The following is a 16418-nucleotide window of genomic DNA, read 5'->3' as shown; positions in this document are numbered from 1 at the left end:
CCGGAGGAATACCATGAATGAAAGAATAGCTCTTTATCGAGATAAGATGAAAGTCTTTTGGAATAACCGCAAAAAAGGACAGAAAATAGCCCTTATCGCTGCTCCTCTTGCGGCTATTCTAGTCATTAGTTTAGCATCTGTTTTCTTAAACAAAGATAAATTTGTCCCTCTTTATAGCAATCTATCGGCTCAAGAAACAGGACAAATCAAAGCAGAGCTTGATGCTAGAAGCGTTCCTTCAGAAATCTCTGATAATGGAACAACCATTTCGGTGCCTGAACAAAGCGTTGACTCGCTAAAAGTTGATTTAGCTGCACAAGGAATTCCTGATAGTGGAAGTATCGACTATTCGTTTTTTGGGAAAAATGCGAGCTTTGGTATGACAGACAATGAATTTGATGTGTTAAAACTCGATGCGATGCAAACTGAATTGGCTAACTTAATGAAAAACATTCAAGGAGTCAACGATGCAAAAGTGATGATTACCCTTCCCAATGAAAGTGTATGGGCGAATGAAAAGCAGGGAGAAGCCTCTGCATCGATTGTGCTTAATACAAAGGCTGGTTATAAATTTGATGATCAGCAAATTAAATCTCTTTATCATTTAGTATCCAAAAGTGTGCCAAACCTTCCTACAGATAATATCGTCATTATGAACCAATATTTTGAGTACTTTGATTTAAAAGGAAATGAAACGGATTCAGCTTCTAGCTCATTTGCTTCGCAGAACGAAGCGAAAAAAGAAGTTGAGCGGGATATTCAGCGTCAAGTACAGCAAATGCTAGGAAGACTGGTCGGTCAAGACAAAGTAATGGTCTCTGTTACAGCAGATCTTGATTTTACACAGGAAAATCGCGAAGAAAAGCTAGTAGAGCCTGTTGATAAAGATAATATGCAAGGAATTGCCGTTAGCGCTGAAAAAATCAATGAAACATTTTCTGGTAAAAATGCTCAAGATGGAGGCGTTGCTGGAACAGGAGAAGAAGATACAACAAATTACTCATCTAGCACAGCAAGTGGAGACGGAGACTACGAAAAAAACGAAGAACGTATTAATTATGAAGTGAATCGAATTCATAAAGAAATCGTTGAAAGTCCATACAAAATTCAAGACCTTGGCATTCAAGTAATGATAGATCCCTCCAATGCAAAAGGGAAATCACAAGTGTCCGATACACTTGAGTCAGACGTTCAAAAAATGTTAGGTACAATTGTCCGTACTTCTATTTCAAAAGATGCAAATACGAAAGCTCTCTCGGATAACGCGGTCAGCGATAAGATTACCGTTTCCGTTCAGCCGTTTAATGGACAAGAAACAGCTGACAGCACAGCAAGTTCGATTCCATTGTGGATGTATATAATCGGAGGAGCACTGCTGCTTATTATTGTTGTTCTTATTGTGCTGTTGGTTAGGAAAAGGCGTCAAGACTTAGATGAAGACGAATATGATGAAGAGTATGATGAAACTTTTGAAGCATATGAAGCGGCACAAAAAGCCCCTGTTTTAAGTGCTGAACAGCAAACAAAAAGCAATCTTGAAACGTTAGCGAAGCAAGACCCGGAAGAGTTTGCAAAGCTGCTACGAACATGGATTAGTGAGGATTAGGAGGAAAGCTAATGGTAAAGGCTATGCAAAAAAATGAGTTAATTGGAAAGCAAAAAGCAGCAATTTTGTTGATTTCTCTCGGTCCGGATGTATCAGCTTCTATCTATAAACATCTCAGTGAAGATGAAATTGAGCAACTAACGCTTGAAATTTCTTCAGTGAGAAAGGTAGAGCCGTCCCTAAAAGAAGCTGTGCTTCATGAGTTTGAACAAATAACGCTTGCTCAAAACTACCTTGAAAAAGGAGGAGTAAGCTATGCGAAACAGGTGTTAGAAAAAGCACTTGGACCAGAGCAGGCTATGATGATTATCAATCGATTAACTTCTTCTTTGCAAGTTCGTCCGTTTGACTTTGCCAGAAAAGCTGATCCTATGCAGCTGTTAAATTTTATTCAGCATGAGCATCCTCAGACGATTGCCCTTATTTTATCTTACTTAGAACCGCCGCAGGCAGGACAAATCTTATCATCACTGCCTCAGGAAAGGCAAGCGGATATTGCAAGGCGGATTGCAACGATGGGAAGTACGTCTCCGGAAGTCATTAATGAAGTGGAGCAAATTTTAGAGAGAAAGCTTTCAGCTACCGTTACCCAAGATTATACCCAAACAGGTGGTTTAGAAGCAGTAGTTGAAGTATTAAATGGAGTGGACCGAGCGACTGAAAAAATTATTATTGATACGCTTGAAATTCAAGATCCGGCATTAGCAGAAGAAATCAAACAGCGAATGTTTGTATTTGAGGATATCGTAACGCTCGATAACCGTTCTATTCAGCGTGTGATACGAGATGTAGAAAATGATGATTTATTGTTGAGCTTAAAAGTAGCAAGTGAAGAAGTGAAATCTATTATTTTTAAAAATATGTCTAGCCGTATGGTGGAAACGTTTAAAGAAGAAATGGAATTTATGGGCCCTGTGCGTTTGAAAGATGTAGAGGAAGCCCAGTCACGTATCGTTGCTGCAATTAGACGTTTAGAAGATGCTGGTGAAATTGTACTAGCTCGAGGTGGAGGAGACGATATTATTGTCTAATATCATTAAATCAACTTATACGAACAAACTTTCAGACGAAAATGCTAAGCACATTCAAGTCATTCCATTTGGTTTTCCGATACAAGATGAGCCGACAGAAGAACATCTTCAGCAAGAAAATGCACAGCACGTTATTGAACAAGCGCATAGTGAAGCTGAAATGATAAAGGCCGAGGCAGACGCTTACCGCAAACAAGCTCAAAACGAAGTTGAACATTTGAAAAAGCAGTGGGAAGAAGAGAAGGTGCTGCTGTTTCAACAAGAAAAAAAACGCGGCTATGAAGAAGGGTACGAAGAAGGGCTGCTTCAAGGGAAACAAGAGTACGAACATGTATTAGCCATGTCGCGAAACATTGTTGACGAAACAAAGAATCAGTACTACGAATATATAAATCAATCTGAAGAAGTCATTTTTGAATTAGGTTTCACCCTAGCAGAAACGCTTTTAAATGAGCAGCTTCAAAGAGATGAATCATTTTTATCACTTGTTGCAAGGTCTTTAAAAGAAGTTAGAGAACATAAAGAAATCCAGCTTTTTGTTTCTCCCAAAAAATATGCATATGTATGTGAACATAAACGAGAACTGTTCGATTTATTAAACGGAGAAACCGGGCTGTTTATTTATGCAGATGAAAATCTTCAGGAAATGGATTGTGTCATCGATTCCTCTTATGGGCGTCTTGTTGCTTCTTTTGATAGTCAGTTAATGGAAATGAAGAAAAAATTAAAAGAACGTTTGTTAGAGGGGAGTAAACATGAAAGTCGCACAACTCATTCATGAAATCCCGCGCACATCTTCTTTTAAACGGTACGGGAAAGTCAGCCGAGTAGTAGGAATGATGATTGAATCTAAAGGACCTAGAACGTCAATAGGAGATGTTTGTTTTATTCATCTCAGTGAACGAGGAGATAAAATTCGTGCAGAAGTTGTTGGTTTTAACGGTGAGCACGTCGTTTTAATGCCTTATACGTCTGTTCGATATATCGGACCTGGCTGCCTAGTGGAAACAACAGAAAAACCTCTGCAGGTAAGCGTGGGGAAAGAGTTAATAGGTCAAGTGCTTGATTCGTTAGGCAACCCTTTAGATGGGTCTGAACTTTCTCATTATTTGCCTTTTGTTTTAACCGATCAAGACCCCCCTAATCCTTTAGAGCGCCCGCCTATTGAACAGCCTATTGAAGTAGGTGTACGGACGATTGATAGTTTGTTAACCGTAGGCCGAGGGCAGCGCATAGGTATTTTTGCAGGAAGCGGTGTTGGGAAAAGTACGCTGCTCGGGATGATTGCTCGTAATACAAAAGCAGATATCAATGTCATTGCCCTTGTAGGCGAGCGAGGAAGAGAAGTTAGAGAATTTATTGAACGAGATCTTGGAGAGGAAGGGTTAAAGCGCTCCGTTGTAGTAGTTGCTACCTCGGATCAGCCTGCTCTACTTCGAATGAAAGCAGCATATACAGCTACTTCTATTGCTGAATACTTTCGAGATGAGGGGCTGAGCGTCATGATGATGATGGATTCTGTTACCCGTGTAGCAATGGCTCAGAGAGAAATTGGATTAGCCGTAGGTGAACCTCCGACTACCAAAGGTTATACACCATCTGTTTTTGCTAGCTTGCCAAGGCTGCTTGAACGTACAGGGACTAATCAACATGGATCTATTACCGCTTTTTACACTGTATTAGTAGACGGTGATGATATGAACGAACCTATTTCGGATACGGTGCGAGGCATTATAGACGGACATATTGTACTAGACAGGGAGCTTGCCAATAAAGGTCAATATCCGGCCATCAATGTCTTAAAAAGCGTTAGTCGCGTGATGAACCATATCGTAAGTGAACGGCATAAAGAAGCAGCTGAAAAACTGCGTTCATTAATGGCTACCTACGCTAATTCTGAAGACTTAATTAACATAGGTGCCTACAAAAGAGGATCTTCTGCTTACATTGATGAGGCAATCCACTATCATCCTGTCATTGAGGCGTTTTTAAAGCAAAAAACGAACGAACATCCATCGTTTGAAACAAGTGTAACAAAGCTCTGTGAACTGTTTGTGAAAGGTGAGTAAATATGGCATATGAATTTAGGTTATCTAAAATAATGGCAATTAAGTCAAATGAAAAAGATGAACTGCTATCTCAATATAATCAGTCCTTACAGCAGTTTGAAACAGCGGGTGAAAAGCTTTATAAAAAGTTAAAAGAAAAAGAAACGCTGATTGAACAGCATACGGGCAAAATGAAGCAGGGGCTTTCTATTTTAGAAATTACATCATTTCAGCAGTTTTTAACAAGTGCCGAACGAGTGATTGAAAGGCTGCAACAAGAGGTCATGTTTGCCAGACAGCAAATGAACTTAAAGAAACTGAAGCTAGAAGAAAAGAATATAGAAGTAAAGAAGTATGAAAAATTAAAAAAGAAAGACTACGATTCTTATATAACAGCGGAAAAACAATTAGAAGCGAAGCAAATGGATGAGCTGTCTTTACAGCAGTACATGCTGCATAGAAATTAGGTGAAAAACATGGCTAAACGAAAAGAATTAAGAGAAGAGTACGAAGAAGAAAACTATGAAGATGGGAAATCTTACAGTAAAATCCAGGTGTTTTTATTTTTAATCTTTATTCCAGCGGTGTTCCTCATCTTGGCAGCTTACATTGTCCTGACACTTTTAGGCGTCAATATAAATGATAAGGTTTCTGCTGTTACACACGCCATTCCATTTGTATCAAGTGAGCAGTCACAAAAAAATGAAAATATTCAAGAAAGCAATGAAGAAATACAAAAGCAGGTTGAGAGCCTTCAAAAGAAGCTGAGCACGAAAGAAAAGCAAATTTCAGCCTATGAGAAAACGATCAGTACAAAAGATCGTCAAATGGATGAACTAAAAATTGAAATGCGTGATATGGAAGAAAAAGCCGATGACGAAGCGAAAAAACAAAAGAACAATCAGCTGGCGAAAAAAGATGTCATTGCTACCTATGAAAACATGTCTCCTAAAAATGCAGCGCTCATTTTTGCCGAATTAAAAGAAGACAAAGCGGTCGCGATGCTTAAGCAGTTCAAAGCAAGTACAAGAACGGCAATCTTAGAAAAAATGGATCCGAAAGTAGCTGCACGCTATACGACATTGTTAACAGATCAGATTGATGAATAAAAGCAGAGGTGAAAACAGTGGAAATTTCACTACGTCCAGCAGCTGCATCAAAGGTAAACTGCGATGAAAAAGCGGCTGTTATTCAGACTCAGGGTTTTTTTGAAGAAATCGTTCAACAGCTTCAGCAGCTAAATGCGCAACCTTTAGCGAGCCGGGAGAAATCATTGAATGAACAAGCGATAAATCAAGACGTCTTTAACGCGGTCGGGTTAATTGCGATTCAGTTAAGCGAAGCAGAATATGAAGGAGATGAACCGTCTGTCTTATACGAACATCTAGCCGAAATGATCAGTAGTATTCCAAGTAGTCTAGATTTGGAACAGCCGCTTCTAAAGCTGCAGCACGTGTTAACAGAAATGCAGCAGGAACCTGTTTCATCTAAAACAGACAGTCAAGAACAATATTTGTCTTCTATTTCTAGCTTGTTGACTATATGCAAAAACACGTCGTCTGCGTTTCAAACAGAATTCGCTGAGCTGATGGAAGAACTACAAAAACCGCAGCTACAGTCAGTGAAGCTTTCAGATACGCAGCTTCAAGGCTTGCGGAAAGCTGCTGTTGAAAAAATAGAGAAAATTCATAAACAACCACGTGTATTAACCGATACCTTACATGAAAAGCGCTCAGCTGGTTTTTTCGCCGTTGTTCATTCAACTTCAAAAAATTCTCTAAAAGATATGAGCGCTGTTCGTAAAGAAGAAAAAGGGCCGCTATTTAATCAGCTGCCATGGAAAAAAGATGTGGTTTTAGGTAACTCAAGTATAGATAGTGAAAGTTCTTTCACTGCTAAAACAGCCGGGTTGACGTTAAAAAATAACCCATCAGCTTTTGGAGCTGGAGAAATGCTTAAGATCCAAGAGTTTTCTATTGATCTAGGGCAAGCAAACTCTGATCATCAACAGTCTGACAATCTGGTAAATGAGCTGCAAAAAATATGGAGTAAAGCTTCGATCAGTACTGAAGAAGGAGCATCTAAGCTTTCCATTAAATTGTTTCCAAAGCAGCTAGGGACGATTTCGATTGAAGTGCTTCAACAAGACAATGAAACAATTGCGCAGGTTGTGGTAACGTCAGCGAAAACAAAAAAGCTTTTAGACGCCAGCCTTTTCAGCTTACGACAAGCTCTTGCGGCTCAGCATGTATCGGTTGAACAAGTGGATGTGGCCGCTGTTGGAGCAGCTCCAGAAAGTTCTGTAACAGAGATGAATGCTTTTGGTAAAGAAGAAAAAGAGCCGCAGTTTTCTATTGATTTAAGCCAAGTAAAATCAGACTATCAGCAGTCTAGGGATTTGGTGAATAATCTGGAAAAAATATGGAGTGAAGCTTCCATCAGTATTGAAGAAGGAGCATCCAAGCTTTCCATTCAGTTATTTCCAAAGCAGCTAGGGCCGATTTCAATTGAAGTGTTTCAACAAGACAATGAAACGGTTGCACAAGTAGCTGTATCGTCAGCGAAAACAAAAGAGCTGTTAAATGCCAACCTTTTCAGTTTACGACAAGCTCTCACGTCTCAGCATGTATCCGTTGATGAAGTGGATGTGGCTACTGTTCAAGCAGCTCCAAAAAGTTCAGTAACAGATATGACTGCTTTTGGTAAAGAAGAAAAAAGGCCGCAGTTTTCTATTGATTTAGGGAAAGCGAAATCAGATTATGAACAGTCTAGCGATCTGGTAAACGAGCTGCAAAAAATATGGAGTAAAGCTTCAGTTGGATCTGAAGAGGGGGCGTCCAAGCTTTCCATTCAGCTATTTCCAAATCAGCTAGGGACAATATCAATTGAAGTGCTTCAACAAGACGATGAAACGATTGCGCAGGTTGTGGTAATGTCAGCGAAAACAAAAGAGCTGTTAGATGCCAATCTTTTCAGATTACGGCAAGCTCTCGGGTCTCAGCATGTATCGGTTGAACAAGGGGATGTGGACGCTGTTCATACAGCTTCAGAAAGTTCTGTGAAAAATATGACTGCTTTTCCTAAAGAAGAAAAAGCACCGTTTTTTAATCAGCTTCCATGGAAAAAAGATGTGGTTGTACCCAGCGGAAGTATAGATACCAATAGCTTTTTGGAAAATAGCGAAAGTCCGGCAGGTACACACACAACCGGGGCGCCAGTAGAGAATCAGGCATCATCCTTTGGAAGTGGAGAAATGCCTAAGCTTCAGCAGTTCTCTATTTATCTAGGGCAAGCAAAATCAGACTATCAGCAGTCTAGCAATTTGGTAAACGAGCTGCAAAAAATATGGAGTAAAGCTTCGTTTAGTACTGAAGAGGGAACATCCAAGCTTCTCATTAAGTTATTTCCCAAACAGCTAGGTGCGATTTCAATTGAAATGCTTCAGAAAGACAGCGAAACGGTTGCGCGAATTGTCGTATCGTCAGTAAAAACAAAAGAGTTATTGGACTCCAATCTTTCAACTTTGCGGCATGGTCTCGCGTCTCAGCATGTATCAATTGATAAAATCGATGTGCTGCTGTCAGAACAAGCGATGTCGTATAACAATGAAAACGATCAGCAAAAAGAAAGACAGGAAAAAGAGCTGTTTAGAAACGAAGAGGAAGATCAAGATTCACAACACTTGGAAGAAGGGGCTTCATTTTTGTCTTCTTTTGAAGCAGCGCTTATTAACTACAACGTATAGGTGATAACAATGACAAATGAAATTACGTCTGACTTGTATCTAAGCAATAGGGAAACACAAGTGAAGCAAACGGGAAACAGCTCGCTTGGCAAAGATGACTTTTTGAAGCTTTTGATTGCACAGCTTCAAAATCAAGATCCAATGAATCCAATGGAAGACAAAGACTTTATTGCTCAAATGGCTCAGTTTTCATCCCTTGAACAAATGACAAATATGAGCACATCGCTCAATACGTTTGTAACGCAGTCTCAGGCTTCTCCTATTTTAAAAGGAAGCGAATTAATTGGTAAAACCGCTGCATGGTTAGATGAAGAAGGAAATAAAAAGCAAGGAGTCATTTCAACAGCATCCGTCAAAAACAATGAGATATCGTTTACGATCAACGATGAAAATCATACGGTACTTTCGCTAAACGATATCTTAGAAGTAAGCAGTTAACCAACCAAATTTAAGGAGTGATTTTATGTTACGTTCGATGTATTCAGGAATCAGCGGCATGAAAAATTTTCAAACTAAATTAGATGTCCTAGGAAATAACATTGCCAATGTTAATACATACGGCTATAAAAAAGGACGTACAACGTTTCAAGATTTAGTAAGTCAGCAGGTAGCAGGAGCGACGGCACCGGGAGCTAACCGTGGAGGTGTTAATGCTAAACAAGTCGGGTTAGGTTCACAGATTGGCACGATTGATACAGTTCAAACGGCAGGAAGCATTCAGTCAACGGGACGTCCGCTTGATTTGGCTATTTCTGGGGATGGGTATTTTGTTGTAAATGATGGAAACACAAATTATTACACAAGAGCAGGTAATTTTTATTTGGATAGCAGCGGTAATTTGGTAACGGGTGATGGACTGTATGTACAAAAAACTGGAGGAGGGAATATTAATATTCCTTCAACAAGTAAGAGCTACAGTATAGGAGCAAATGGGAAGGTTAATATCATAGATGCTAACGGAAATATAACTCCAAATACACCAACAATTGAACTTGCTAAATTTGCAAATAATGAAGGACTCCAAAAGGCAGGAGGAAATTTATTTACTCAAAGCGTAAACTCAGGAAATCCTTTGCTAGGAGCTCCAGGAGCCAACGGTACAGGAACCTTCGTCTCAAGCGCCCTTGAAATGTCCAACGTTGATTTATCCGAGGAATTCACGGACATGATTGTTGCACAGCGCGGATTTCAAGCGAATACAAGAATTATCACAACATCCGATGAAATACTGCAAGAATTAGTGAATCTAAAACGATAGGCGGGAGGAAGGAGTAGGTATTACTCCGGTTGATTATGATCACTTTAACGAGGCTAAACGGCAAAACATTTACGTTAAATGCTCTTTACATCGAGCAGGTTGAGGCATTTCCCGATACAACTATTACGCTAACAAATAACAAAAAGCTAGTGGTAAAGGATTCAGTTGAAGAAGTGAATGAGAAAGTGACGAGTTATTATCAGCGAATTAACGTATTAGGACTGCAGCAAACGACGGAGGAATAAAGTGTGTTCAAAAATAAGCTAATTAGTAAGATGATTATTATCCTGCTTTCTCTTACTTTAATAGGAAGCATTGCGGTTATTGTGACGTTAAAGTATACGGAGCAGGCAAGTACCGAAAAAGGTCCATCTATCGACGATGTGATTAAAGCTTCTGTGGATGTAACGGATATCAAAACCAATTTAAAAAGCAATAACTACATCAGCATCTCCTTTAAAATTCAAATGGATAGTAAAAAAGCGGCAGCAGAGCTTCAAAAAAGAGACTTTCAAGTAAGAGACATTATTATCAAACGGCTCTCCGATATGAGTGCTCAAGATTTTGAAGGAACGCAAGGGCTCAGTACGTTAGAAACAGATATTGCAAAGCAAATTGATCAATTAATGGAAAACGGACATGTTGTTAAAATTTATACAACGTCTAAAGTGTTGCAGTAAAGAAAAAGGGAGGGAAGCTAGTGGCTGGGGATGTATTATCACAAAATGAAATTGATGCCCTATTATCCGCGTTATCAACCGGAGAGATGGATGCGGATGAGCTAAAAAAGGAAAATAAAAAACAGCGTATTCGTACATATGATTTTAAACGCGCCCTGCGTTTTTCAAAAGATCAGATTCGCAGTTTGACGCGAATTCATGAAAATTATGCGCGCATGTTAATTAACGTCTTTTCGGCGCAGCTTCGTAACGTTGTACAAGTGTCCGTTGTATCAGTGGATCAAATTCCGTATGAGGAGTTCATTCGCTCTGTTCCGAAAGTAACCATCTTAAACGTGATAGCCGTCCCTCCTTTAGAAGGGCATATCATTATGGAAGTCAATCCGAACATTGCCTATGCGATGCTTGACCGCTTGCTCGGGGGACAAGGCGAGAGCGGTGGGAAAATTAGTAACTTAACGGAGATTGAAACGAGCTTGGTTCGAAACTTGTTAGAGAAAACGTTAGACAGTATGAGAGAAGCTTGGAGTTCTATTGCGGAAATTGAACCTGAAACATCAGAGTTTGAAGTGAATCCTCAGTTTTTGCAGGTAATTTCACCAAATGAAATTGTCATCGTCATTTCATTAAACGTACAAATTGGAGATGAAACGGGCATGATCAATCTATGTATTCCGCACGTGACGCTTGAGCCGATTGTGTCCAAACTGTCCGTTCATTACTGGATGCAATCTTCGAAAAAAGAACCTAACGTACAAGAGGTTGAGCAGCTAAAGGAACAAATCAATGATGCGGAATTGCAGGTTGTAGCCGAGCTAGGAAAAGCGGATATTTCCATTGAAGATTTCCTAGCATTAGATGAGGGAGATGTTATTCGACTGCAAACAAGCGTTCATAATCCGTTAACTATTTACGTCGGAGAACAACCTAAATTTATTGCACAGCCTGGAAAAGTCAGTCGGAAAGTCGCTGTGCAAATTCTAGATGATGTTAAGAGGAGGAACGAAAGGAATGAACGATGACATGCTTTCGCAAGATGAAATTGATGCGTTGTTAAAAGGAACTTCTTCACTTGACGAGTTTTCAGAGCCGAATAAGTCAAGTCAAGTAGACGATTACTTTACGGAAATGGAAAAAGACGCGCTTGGCGAAATTGGAAATATTTCGTTTGGCAGTTCAGCAACAGCGTTATCGGCTTTATTGAATCAAAAAGTCGATATTACCACACCGTTTGTATCGCTCGTGTATAAAGAAGAGCTGACGGATGAATTTCCAAATCCTCATGTCGCTGTGCAAGTTCAGTACACAGAAGGCTTTTCTGGTACGAATTTGTTAGTTATTAAACATGAAGATGCAGCTGTTATTTCAGATTTGATGCTTGGTGGAACGGGAGAGAATCCGACGGAAATCATGGATGAAATTAAGCTGAGTGCAGTGCAGGAAGCGATGAATCAAATGATGGGTTCTGCAGCGACGTCTATGTCTACGGTATTTCAAAAGAAAATTGATATCTCTCCGCCGAGCTTAGATATTTTAAATATTCAAAAAGGGGAAGGCACAGAGCTGATTCCCCAAGATGACGTCTTTGTAAAAGTCTCTTTTAATTTGAAGGTAGGCACATTAATCGATTCCAATATTATGCAGCTGTTATCGATATCTTTTGCCAAAAGTTTGGTGGAAGAGCTCTTAGTTCCAAGCGCAGAAGGTACCGCAGCTTCTATTGAAAAAGAATCAGATCTTAACGAAAAGCAAACAGAACCGCCGGCAGCTGAATACATACAGCATGAAGAAACACAGCAGGCAGAACCTGTTCATGTACCAGTTGATGTTCAGCCCGCATCGTTTTCAGAGTTCGAGCACGTGTCTTCTCCTCAAGGGGATTCGCGAAATTTAGACATGCTGCTTGATATCCCGCTTCAAGTTACCGTGGAGCTTGGAAGGACTAAGCGAACGGTTCAAGAGATTTTAGCATTATCTTCTGGTGCAATCATTGAACTTGATAAACTAGCAGGCGAACCGGTAGATATCTTGATTAATAGCAAATTAATTGCAAAAGGTGAAGTGGTCGTCATTGACGAGAATTTTGGCGTTCGCGTAACTGATATTATTAGTCAAAGAGACCGTATTAACAAACTAAAGTAATGATTTTTAGGAGGAGTAGAGATGGGAAACCGAATTTTAATTGTAGATGATGCTGCGTTCATGCGCATGATGATTAAAGATATTTTAACGAAAAATGGATATGAAGTAGTAGCGGAAGCGGCAGATGGCCAGCAGGCTGTGGAGTTATTTAAAGAGCATGCACCAGATCTTGTCACAATGGATATTACGATGCCTGAAATGGATGGAATTACGGCCTTAAAAGAAATTAAAAACATAAAAAGTGATGCCAAGGTGATCATGTGTTCAGCGATGGGACAGCAGGCAATGGTGATTGATGCCATTCAAGCAGGGGCAAAAGATTTTATCGTTAAGCCGTTTCAAGCAGATCGTGTATTAGAGGCAATTTCAAAAGCAATTGGATAAACAACAGATTGGCGGGACTTTCCCGCTAATCTTACACTATGTTGAAGTAAGAGGTGGCAGACATTGCTGCGAAAGTTCGTAATTGTTGCGCTGTTAATAAGCGTATTAGCAGAATCAAATCAAATCGTCTATGCAGAAAGTGGATCTGCATCGGTAAAAGAATGTTTGGAGAAAACGGAGAAGTGTTCAGAGAGTGAGAGTACTGATTCAAAAGAAAAAACTGAACTCCAGGCGACGCCTGCGCTTTCAGCTGGAGATATCGTGAAGATGATATTCGCGTTTTTACTTGTAATTGGGCTGCTTTTTGTGCTCTTAAAATTTGTAAATAAAAAAGGAAGGCTGCTACAAAAAAATAAAGTCGTACAAAACTTGGGTGGTACAAATGTTGGAAGCAGCAAGTCTGTACAAGTAGTCAAAGTTGGAAATCAGCTTTTTGTTATTGGAGTCGGTGAAAACGTGCAGCTTCTTTCAGAAATTACAGGGCAAGAGAAACAGCAGCTGCTTACGCAGTATGAGGAACAACAGAAAAACGAGGGCGAATATAAAGTCGTACTACCGTCTTTTTTAGAAAAATTCACTTCTAAAAAAGAAGAGAAATCTAGTCATTCTTTTCAGCAGCTTTTTCAGCGAGAAATGAATGAGATGAAAATAAAAAGACAAAACGCACTGAAAGAGTTAGAAAGGAACAAAAAGAACGATGAATGAAGTGATGAATCTCTTTAACTCGAGCAGTCCTACAAATATTTCAACTTCTGTCCAGCTTTTGTTGCTGCTGACGGTGTTTTCAGTAGCTCCTGGAATTTTAATCATGATGACCTGCTTTACACGAATTGTCATTGTGCTTTCATTTGTACGTACGTCGCTTGGGACACAGCAAATGCCTCCTAATCAAGTATTAGTTGGTTTATCGCTGTTTTTAACATTTTTTATTATGGCACCAACTTTTTCTCAGGTAAATGAACAGGCGCTTCAGCCGCTTTTAAAAGAAAAAATCACGTTGAATCAAGCCTATAAAAAAGCAGCTGAACCAATGAAAGAATTTATGAGTGCTCATACAAGACAAAAAGATTTAGCTCTTTTTTTAGAATATGCGGATATAGATAAACCATCCTCTGTTCAAGATATTCCCTTAACTGCGCTCGTTCCAGCTTATGCGATCAGTGAGCTAAAGACGGCATTTCAAATTGGATTTATGATTTTTATTCCTTTTCTCATTATCGATATGATTATAGCAAGCGTGCTGATGTCTATGGGAATGATGATGCTTCCTCCCGTTATGATTTCGCTCCCATTTAAAATTTTACTATTTGTACTGGTTGACGGCTGGAATTTAGTTGTTAAATCATTATTAATAAGTTTTCAATAGGTGATAGACAATGAATGGAGAATTTGTCATTTCATTAGCAGAAAAAGGCGTGTATACGATTTTAATTGTATCTGGTCCTCTATTACTGCTGGCCCTTGTAGTTGGGCTCATTATTAGTATTTTTCAAGCAACTACCCAAATTCAAGAGCAAACTCTTGCTTTTGTTCCTAAGATTGTAGCGGTCTTAGTAGGGATTGTATTTTTTGGTCCGTGGATGTTATCGAAAATGATTTCATTTACATATGAAATTTTTGCTAATCTGTATCGGTACGTAGGATAGCTATGAGTCAGTTGATCTTATCCTATCCCGCGTTTTTACTAGTACTAGTGCGGGTAACGTCTTTTTTCATCACTGTTCCGCTATTTTCATACAAAACGATTCCCGCAGTTCATAAGGTAGGTTTGTCTGCCTCGCTATCCGTCATTATTGCGACAACGATTGATTTACCCGTCGTTTCGTTAGATGCACAGTTTGTACTTTTAGTAGTAAAAGAATGTGCTGTTGGGTTGTTTATTGGTTTGACTGCGTATGTATTTATTATGGCTATTCAAATCGCCGGAGGTCTCATCGATTTTCAAGTTGGGTTTGCCATTGCCAGTGTAGTAGACCCGCAGACAGGGGCGCAAAGTCCAATACTAGGTCAATATTTATATGTATTTGCTCTTCTATTTTTATTATCGACCAATGGGCATCATTTATTAATAGACGGCATTTATAATAGTTATTTAATTATTCCATTAGACAAAGTAGCTTTCCCTGTGGGAAGCCAAGCATTTGCTACACACATCATAACTGTTTTTTCATCGATGTTTTTAGTAGCCGTTCAAATGTCTTTGCCTTTGGTTGGTTCATTATTTTTAGTCGATATCGCGCTTGGCATCATCGCGAGAACGGTTCCGCAGTTAAATATTTTCGTAGTTGGATTTCCGGTGAAAATCATCGTTGCTTTTATTTTACTAATTGTAGTGATGGGGAGCATGTTTTATATGATGCAAATCATATTTGAACAAATGATAGAAGCGATGCGCGCGATGATCCGCATATTAGGAGGGGTGTAGCTTTGTTTTTAGTAAAAGTTGATTTGCAATTTTTTGCAGGAGAAAAAACGGAAAAAGCTACACCTAAAAAAAAGCAGGACTCTCGAAAAAAAGGACAGGTAGCTAAAAGTCAAGACGTTACCACTGCGCTCATTCTTTTAATGGTTTTTCTTTATTTTTTGTTTGGAGCCAAACAATTTTTACAGCAAATGATGAAGCTGTTAAGAGAAGCTTTTCAAACGTATATGCTTGAGGAAGTGACGGCAGAGCGCGTATTTGCGATGTTTAAGCATCTTCTTCCTTCAATTGCTCTTGCAGGGGGTCCTGTCATGCTCGCAGCTTTTGTTGCTGCGCTCGGAGCGAATTATATGCAGGTTGGCATTCTTTTTTCCACGGAGTCCCTTCAGCCTAAGTTAGAAAAGATTAACCCTATTAGCGGAGCCAAACGAATTTTTGCCATGAGAGCGCTGGTAGAACTAATCAAGTCAACGCTGAAAATTATGTGTATCGGAGCCGTCACGTTTTTTATCTTATGGATTCACATAGAAGATGTATTAAATTTATCTCAAAAAAGTATAGGGGACTCGCTGGTTGTTCTGTCTAAGCTTGTTTTTCAAATGGGACTTGCAGCTTCGCTTATGCTTTTATTTTTATCGCTGCTTGATTATTTGTACCAAAAGTTTGATTTCGAGAAAAATATTCGAATGTCAAAGCAAGATATCAAAGATGAGCATAAAAACATTGAAGGAGATCCTCTAATCAAATCAAAAATAAAGCAAAAGCAGCGTGAAATGGCAATGTCTCGCATGATGCAAGAAGTTCCAAAAGCAGATGTCGTCATTACAAACCCTACTCATTATGCCATTGCTTTAAAATATGATGAAGAAAAAATGGATGCTCCCTATGTTGTAGCCAGCGGCGTAGATTTTATTGCTCAAAAGATCAAAGGAATTGCCAAAAGTCATGAAATTATCATGGTAGAGAACCGCCCGCTGGCAAGAGCGCTTTTTGATCAAACCAAAGTAGGGGATGCGGTTCCAGAAGAGTTTTTTAAAGCGGTGGCTGAAATATTAGCTTACGTATACCGCATTCAAAATAAAATGTAACGTTACGCTATTGT

19 protein-coding genes are annotated in these 16418 nt (G+C 39.4%); all 19 read left to right on the top strand.

The genetic code is table 11. From position 1 onward, the window contains the following. Positions 1 to 13 precede the first annotated feature (13 nt). Complete coding sequence (gene fliF / locus WKH56_RS01655) at positions 14 to 1606, top strand: flagellar basal-body MS-ring/collar protein FliF (protein ID WP_048019845.1); 1593 nt, start codon at positions 14 to 16, stop codon at positions 1604 to 1606. Between the two features lie 11 nt (positions 1607 to 1617). Continuing rightward, a complete protein-coding gene (gene fliG, locus WKH56_RS01650; protein ID WP_310884082.1) occupies positions 1618 to 2637 on the top strand; it encodes a flagellar motor switch protein FliG in 1020 nt (339 codons plus the stop codon). After that, complete coding sequence (gene fliH / locus WKH56_RS01645) at positions 2630 to 3418, top strand: flagellar assembly protein FliH (RefSeq protein ID WP_063248580.1); 789 nt, start codon at positions 2630 to 2632, stop codon at positions 3416 to 3418. The genes fliG and fliH overlap by 8 nt, the downstream gene beginning before the upstream one ends. Next, a complete protein-coding gene (gene fliI / locus WKH56_RS01640; protein ID WP_034265238.1) occupies positions 3393 to 4706 on the top strand; it encodes a flagellar protein export ATPase FliI in 1314 nt (437 codons plus the stop codon). The genes fliH and fliI overlap by 26 nt, the downstream gene beginning before the upstream one ends. 2 nt (positions 4707 to 4708) lie before the next feature. Next, positions 4709 to 5152, top strand: a complete 444-nt coding sequence (fliJ, locus tag WKH56_RS01635; RefSeq protein WP_028411429.1) for a flagellar export protein FliJ — start codon at positions 4709 to 4711, stop codon at positions 5150 to 5152. Between the two features lie 9 nt (positions 5153 to 5161). Further along, entirely contained in the window at positions 5162 to 5794 is a 633-nt protein-coding gene (locus tag WKH56_RS01630) for a MotE family protein (protein WP_063248581.1), read from the top strand. A gap of 17 nt (positions 5795 to 5811) precedes the next feature. Further along, positions 5812 to 8430, top strand: coding sequence for a flagellar hook-length control protein FliK (locus tag WKH56_RS01625; RefSeq protein WP_310884081.1), 2619 nt, complete (start codon positions 5812 to 5814; stop codon positions 8428 to 8430). A gap of 9 nt (positions 8431 to 8439) precedes the next feature. Continuing rightward, the gene (flgD, locus tag WKH56_RS01620; protein ID WP_063248582.1) at positions 8440 to 8868 is read left to right on the top strand and encodes a flagellar hook assembly protein FlgD; all 429 of its coding nucleotides are present in this window, start codon (positions 8440 to 8442) and stop codon (positions 8866 to 8868) included. A 25-nt stretch (positions 8869 to 8893) separates the two neighbouring features. Further along, positions 8894 to 9688, top strand: a complete 795-nt coding sequence (flgG, locus tag WKH56_RS01615) for a flagellar basal body rod protein FlgG (protein WP_033579783.1) — start codon at positions 8894 to 8896, stop codon at positions 9686 to 9688. 35 nt (positions 9689 to 9723) lie between these two features. Beyond that, on the top strand, positions 9724 to 9933 hold the full coding sequence (locus WKH56_RS01610) for a flagellar FlbD family protein (RefSeq protein ID WP_025750317.1): 210 nt from the start codon (positions 9724 to 9726) through the stop codon (positions 9931 to 9933). Between the two features lie 3 nt (positions 9934 to 9936). Continuing rightward, positions 9937 to 10368 (top strand): flagellar basal body-associated protein FliL, encoded by a 432-nt coding sequence (gene fliL / locus WKH56_RS01605; protein WP_028411424.1) that lies wholly within the window; start codon positions 9937 to 9939, stop codon positions 10366 to 10368. A 20-nt stretch (positions 10369 to 10388) separates the two neighbouring features. Beyond that, a complete protein-coding gene (gene fliM, locus WKH56_RS01600; protein WP_034265235.1) occupies positions 10389 to 11390 on the top strand; it encodes a flagellar motor switch protein FliM in 1002 nt (333 codons plus the stop codon). Then, a complete protein-coding gene (fliY, locus tag WKH56_RS01595; protein ID WP_028411423.1) occupies positions 11380 to 12510 on the top strand; it encodes a flagellar motor switch phosphatase FliY in 1131 nt (376 codons plus the stop codon). The genes fliM and fliY overlap by 11 nt, the downstream gene beginning before the upstream one ends. A 21-nt stretch (positions 12511 to 12531) precedes the next feature. Continuing rightward, the gene (locus tag WKH56_RS01590; protein WP_033579786.1) at positions 12532 to 12894 is read left to right on the top strand and encodes a response regulator; all 363 of its coding nucleotides are present in this window, start codon (positions 12532 to 12534) and stop codon (positions 12892 to 12894) included. 63 nt (positions 12895 to 12957) lie between these two features. Further along, the gene (locus WKH56_RS01585; protein WP_063248584.1) at positions 12958 to 13599 is read left to right on the top strand and encodes a flagellar biosynthetic protein FliO; all 642 of its coding nucleotides are present in this window, start codon (positions 12958 to 12960) and stop codon (positions 13597 to 13599) included. Continuing rightward, positions 13592 to 14260 carry a flagellar type III secretion system pore protein FliP gene (gene fliP, locus WKH56_RS01580; RefSeq protein WP_028411420.1) on the top strand — a complete coding sequence of 223 codons (669 nt, stop codon included), beginning with the start codon at positions 13592 to 13594 and terminating at the stop codon, positions 14258 to 14260. Before WKH56_RS01585 ends, fliP begins: the two co-directional genes overlap by 8 nt. A 10-nt stretch (positions 14261 to 14270) precedes the next feature. Then, positions 14271 to 14540 carry a flagellar biosynthesis protein FliQ gene (gene fliQ / locus WKH56_RS01575; RefSeq protein ID WP_033579787.1) on the top strand — a complete coding sequence of 90 codons (270 nt, stop codon included), beginning with the start codon at positions 14271 to 14273 and terminating at the stop codon, positions 14538 to 14540. A 2-nt stretch (positions 14541 to 14542) separates the two neighbouring features. Next, a complete protein-coding gene (gene fliR, locus WKH56_RS01570; RefSeq protein WP_310884080.1) occupies positions 14543 to 15319 on the top strand; it encodes a flagellar biosynthetic protein FliR in 777 nt (258 codons plus the stop codon). 2 nt (positions 15320 to 15321) lie between these two features. After that, positions 15322 to 16404, top strand: a complete 1083-nt coding sequence (gene flhB / locus WKH56_RS01565) for a flagellar biosynthesis protein FlhB (protein WP_310884079.1) — start codon at positions 15322 to 15324, stop codon at positions 16402 to 16404. Positions 16405 to 16418 lie beyond the last annotated feature (14 nt).

The sequence above is a fragment of the Priestia sp. SB1 genome, assembly GCF_038898415.1.
This window is presented reverse-complemented; position numbering and strand designations above follow the sequence as displayed.

Excerpts from the sequence above, each read along its gene's own strand:
- fliF (WP_048019845.1), top strand. The coding sequence starts at position 14 with ATGAATGAAAGAATAGCTCTTTATCGAGATAAGATGAAAGTCTTTTGG.
- fliG (WP_310884082.1), top strand. The coding sequence starts at position 1,618 with ATGGTAAAGGCTATGCAAAAAAATGAGTTAATTGGAAAGCAAAAAGCA.
- fliI (WP_034265238.1), top strand. The coding sequence starts at position 3,393 with ATGAAAGTCGCACAACTCATTCATGAAATCCCGCGCACATCTTCTTTT.
- fliJ (WP_028411429.1), top strand. The coding sequence starts at position 4,709 with ATGGCATATGAATTTAGGTTATCTAAAATAATGGCAATTAAGTCAAAT.
- WKH56_RS01630 (WP_063248581.1), top strand. The coding sequence starts at position 5,162 with ATGGCTAAACGAAAAGAATTAAGAGAAGAGTACGAAGAAGAAAACTAT.
- flgD (WP_063248582.1), top strand. The coding sequence starts at position 8,440 with ATGACAAATGAAATTACGTCTGACTTGTATCTAAGCAATAGGGAAACA.
- flgG (WP_033579783.1), top strand. The coding sequence starts at position 8,894 with ATGTTACGTTCGATGTATTCAGGAATCAGCGGCATGAAAAATTTTCAA.
- WKH56_RS01610 (WP_025750317.1), top strand. The coding sequence starts at position 9,724 with ATGATCACTTTAACGAGGCTAAACGGCAAAACATTTACGTTAAATGCT.
- fliY (WP_028411423.1), top strand. The coding sequence starts at position 11,380 with ATGAACGATGACATGCTTTCGCAAGATGAAATTGATGCGTTGTTAAAA.
- WKH56_RS01590 (WP_033579786.1), top strand. The coding sequence starts at position 12,532 with ATGGGAAACCGAATTTTAATTGTAGATGATGCTGCGTTCATGCGCATG.
- fliP (WP_028411420.1), top strand. The coding sequence starts at position 13,592 with ATGAATGAAGTGATGAATCTCTTTAACTCGAGCAGTCCTACAAATATT.
- fliQ (WP_033579787.1), top strand. The coding sequence starts at position 14,271 with ATGAATGGAGAATTTGTCATTTCATTAGCAGAAAAAGGCGTGTATACG.
- fliR (WP_310884080.1), top strand. The coding sequence starts at position 14,543 with ATGAGTCAGTTGATCTTATCCTATCCCGCGTTTTTACTAGTACTAGTG.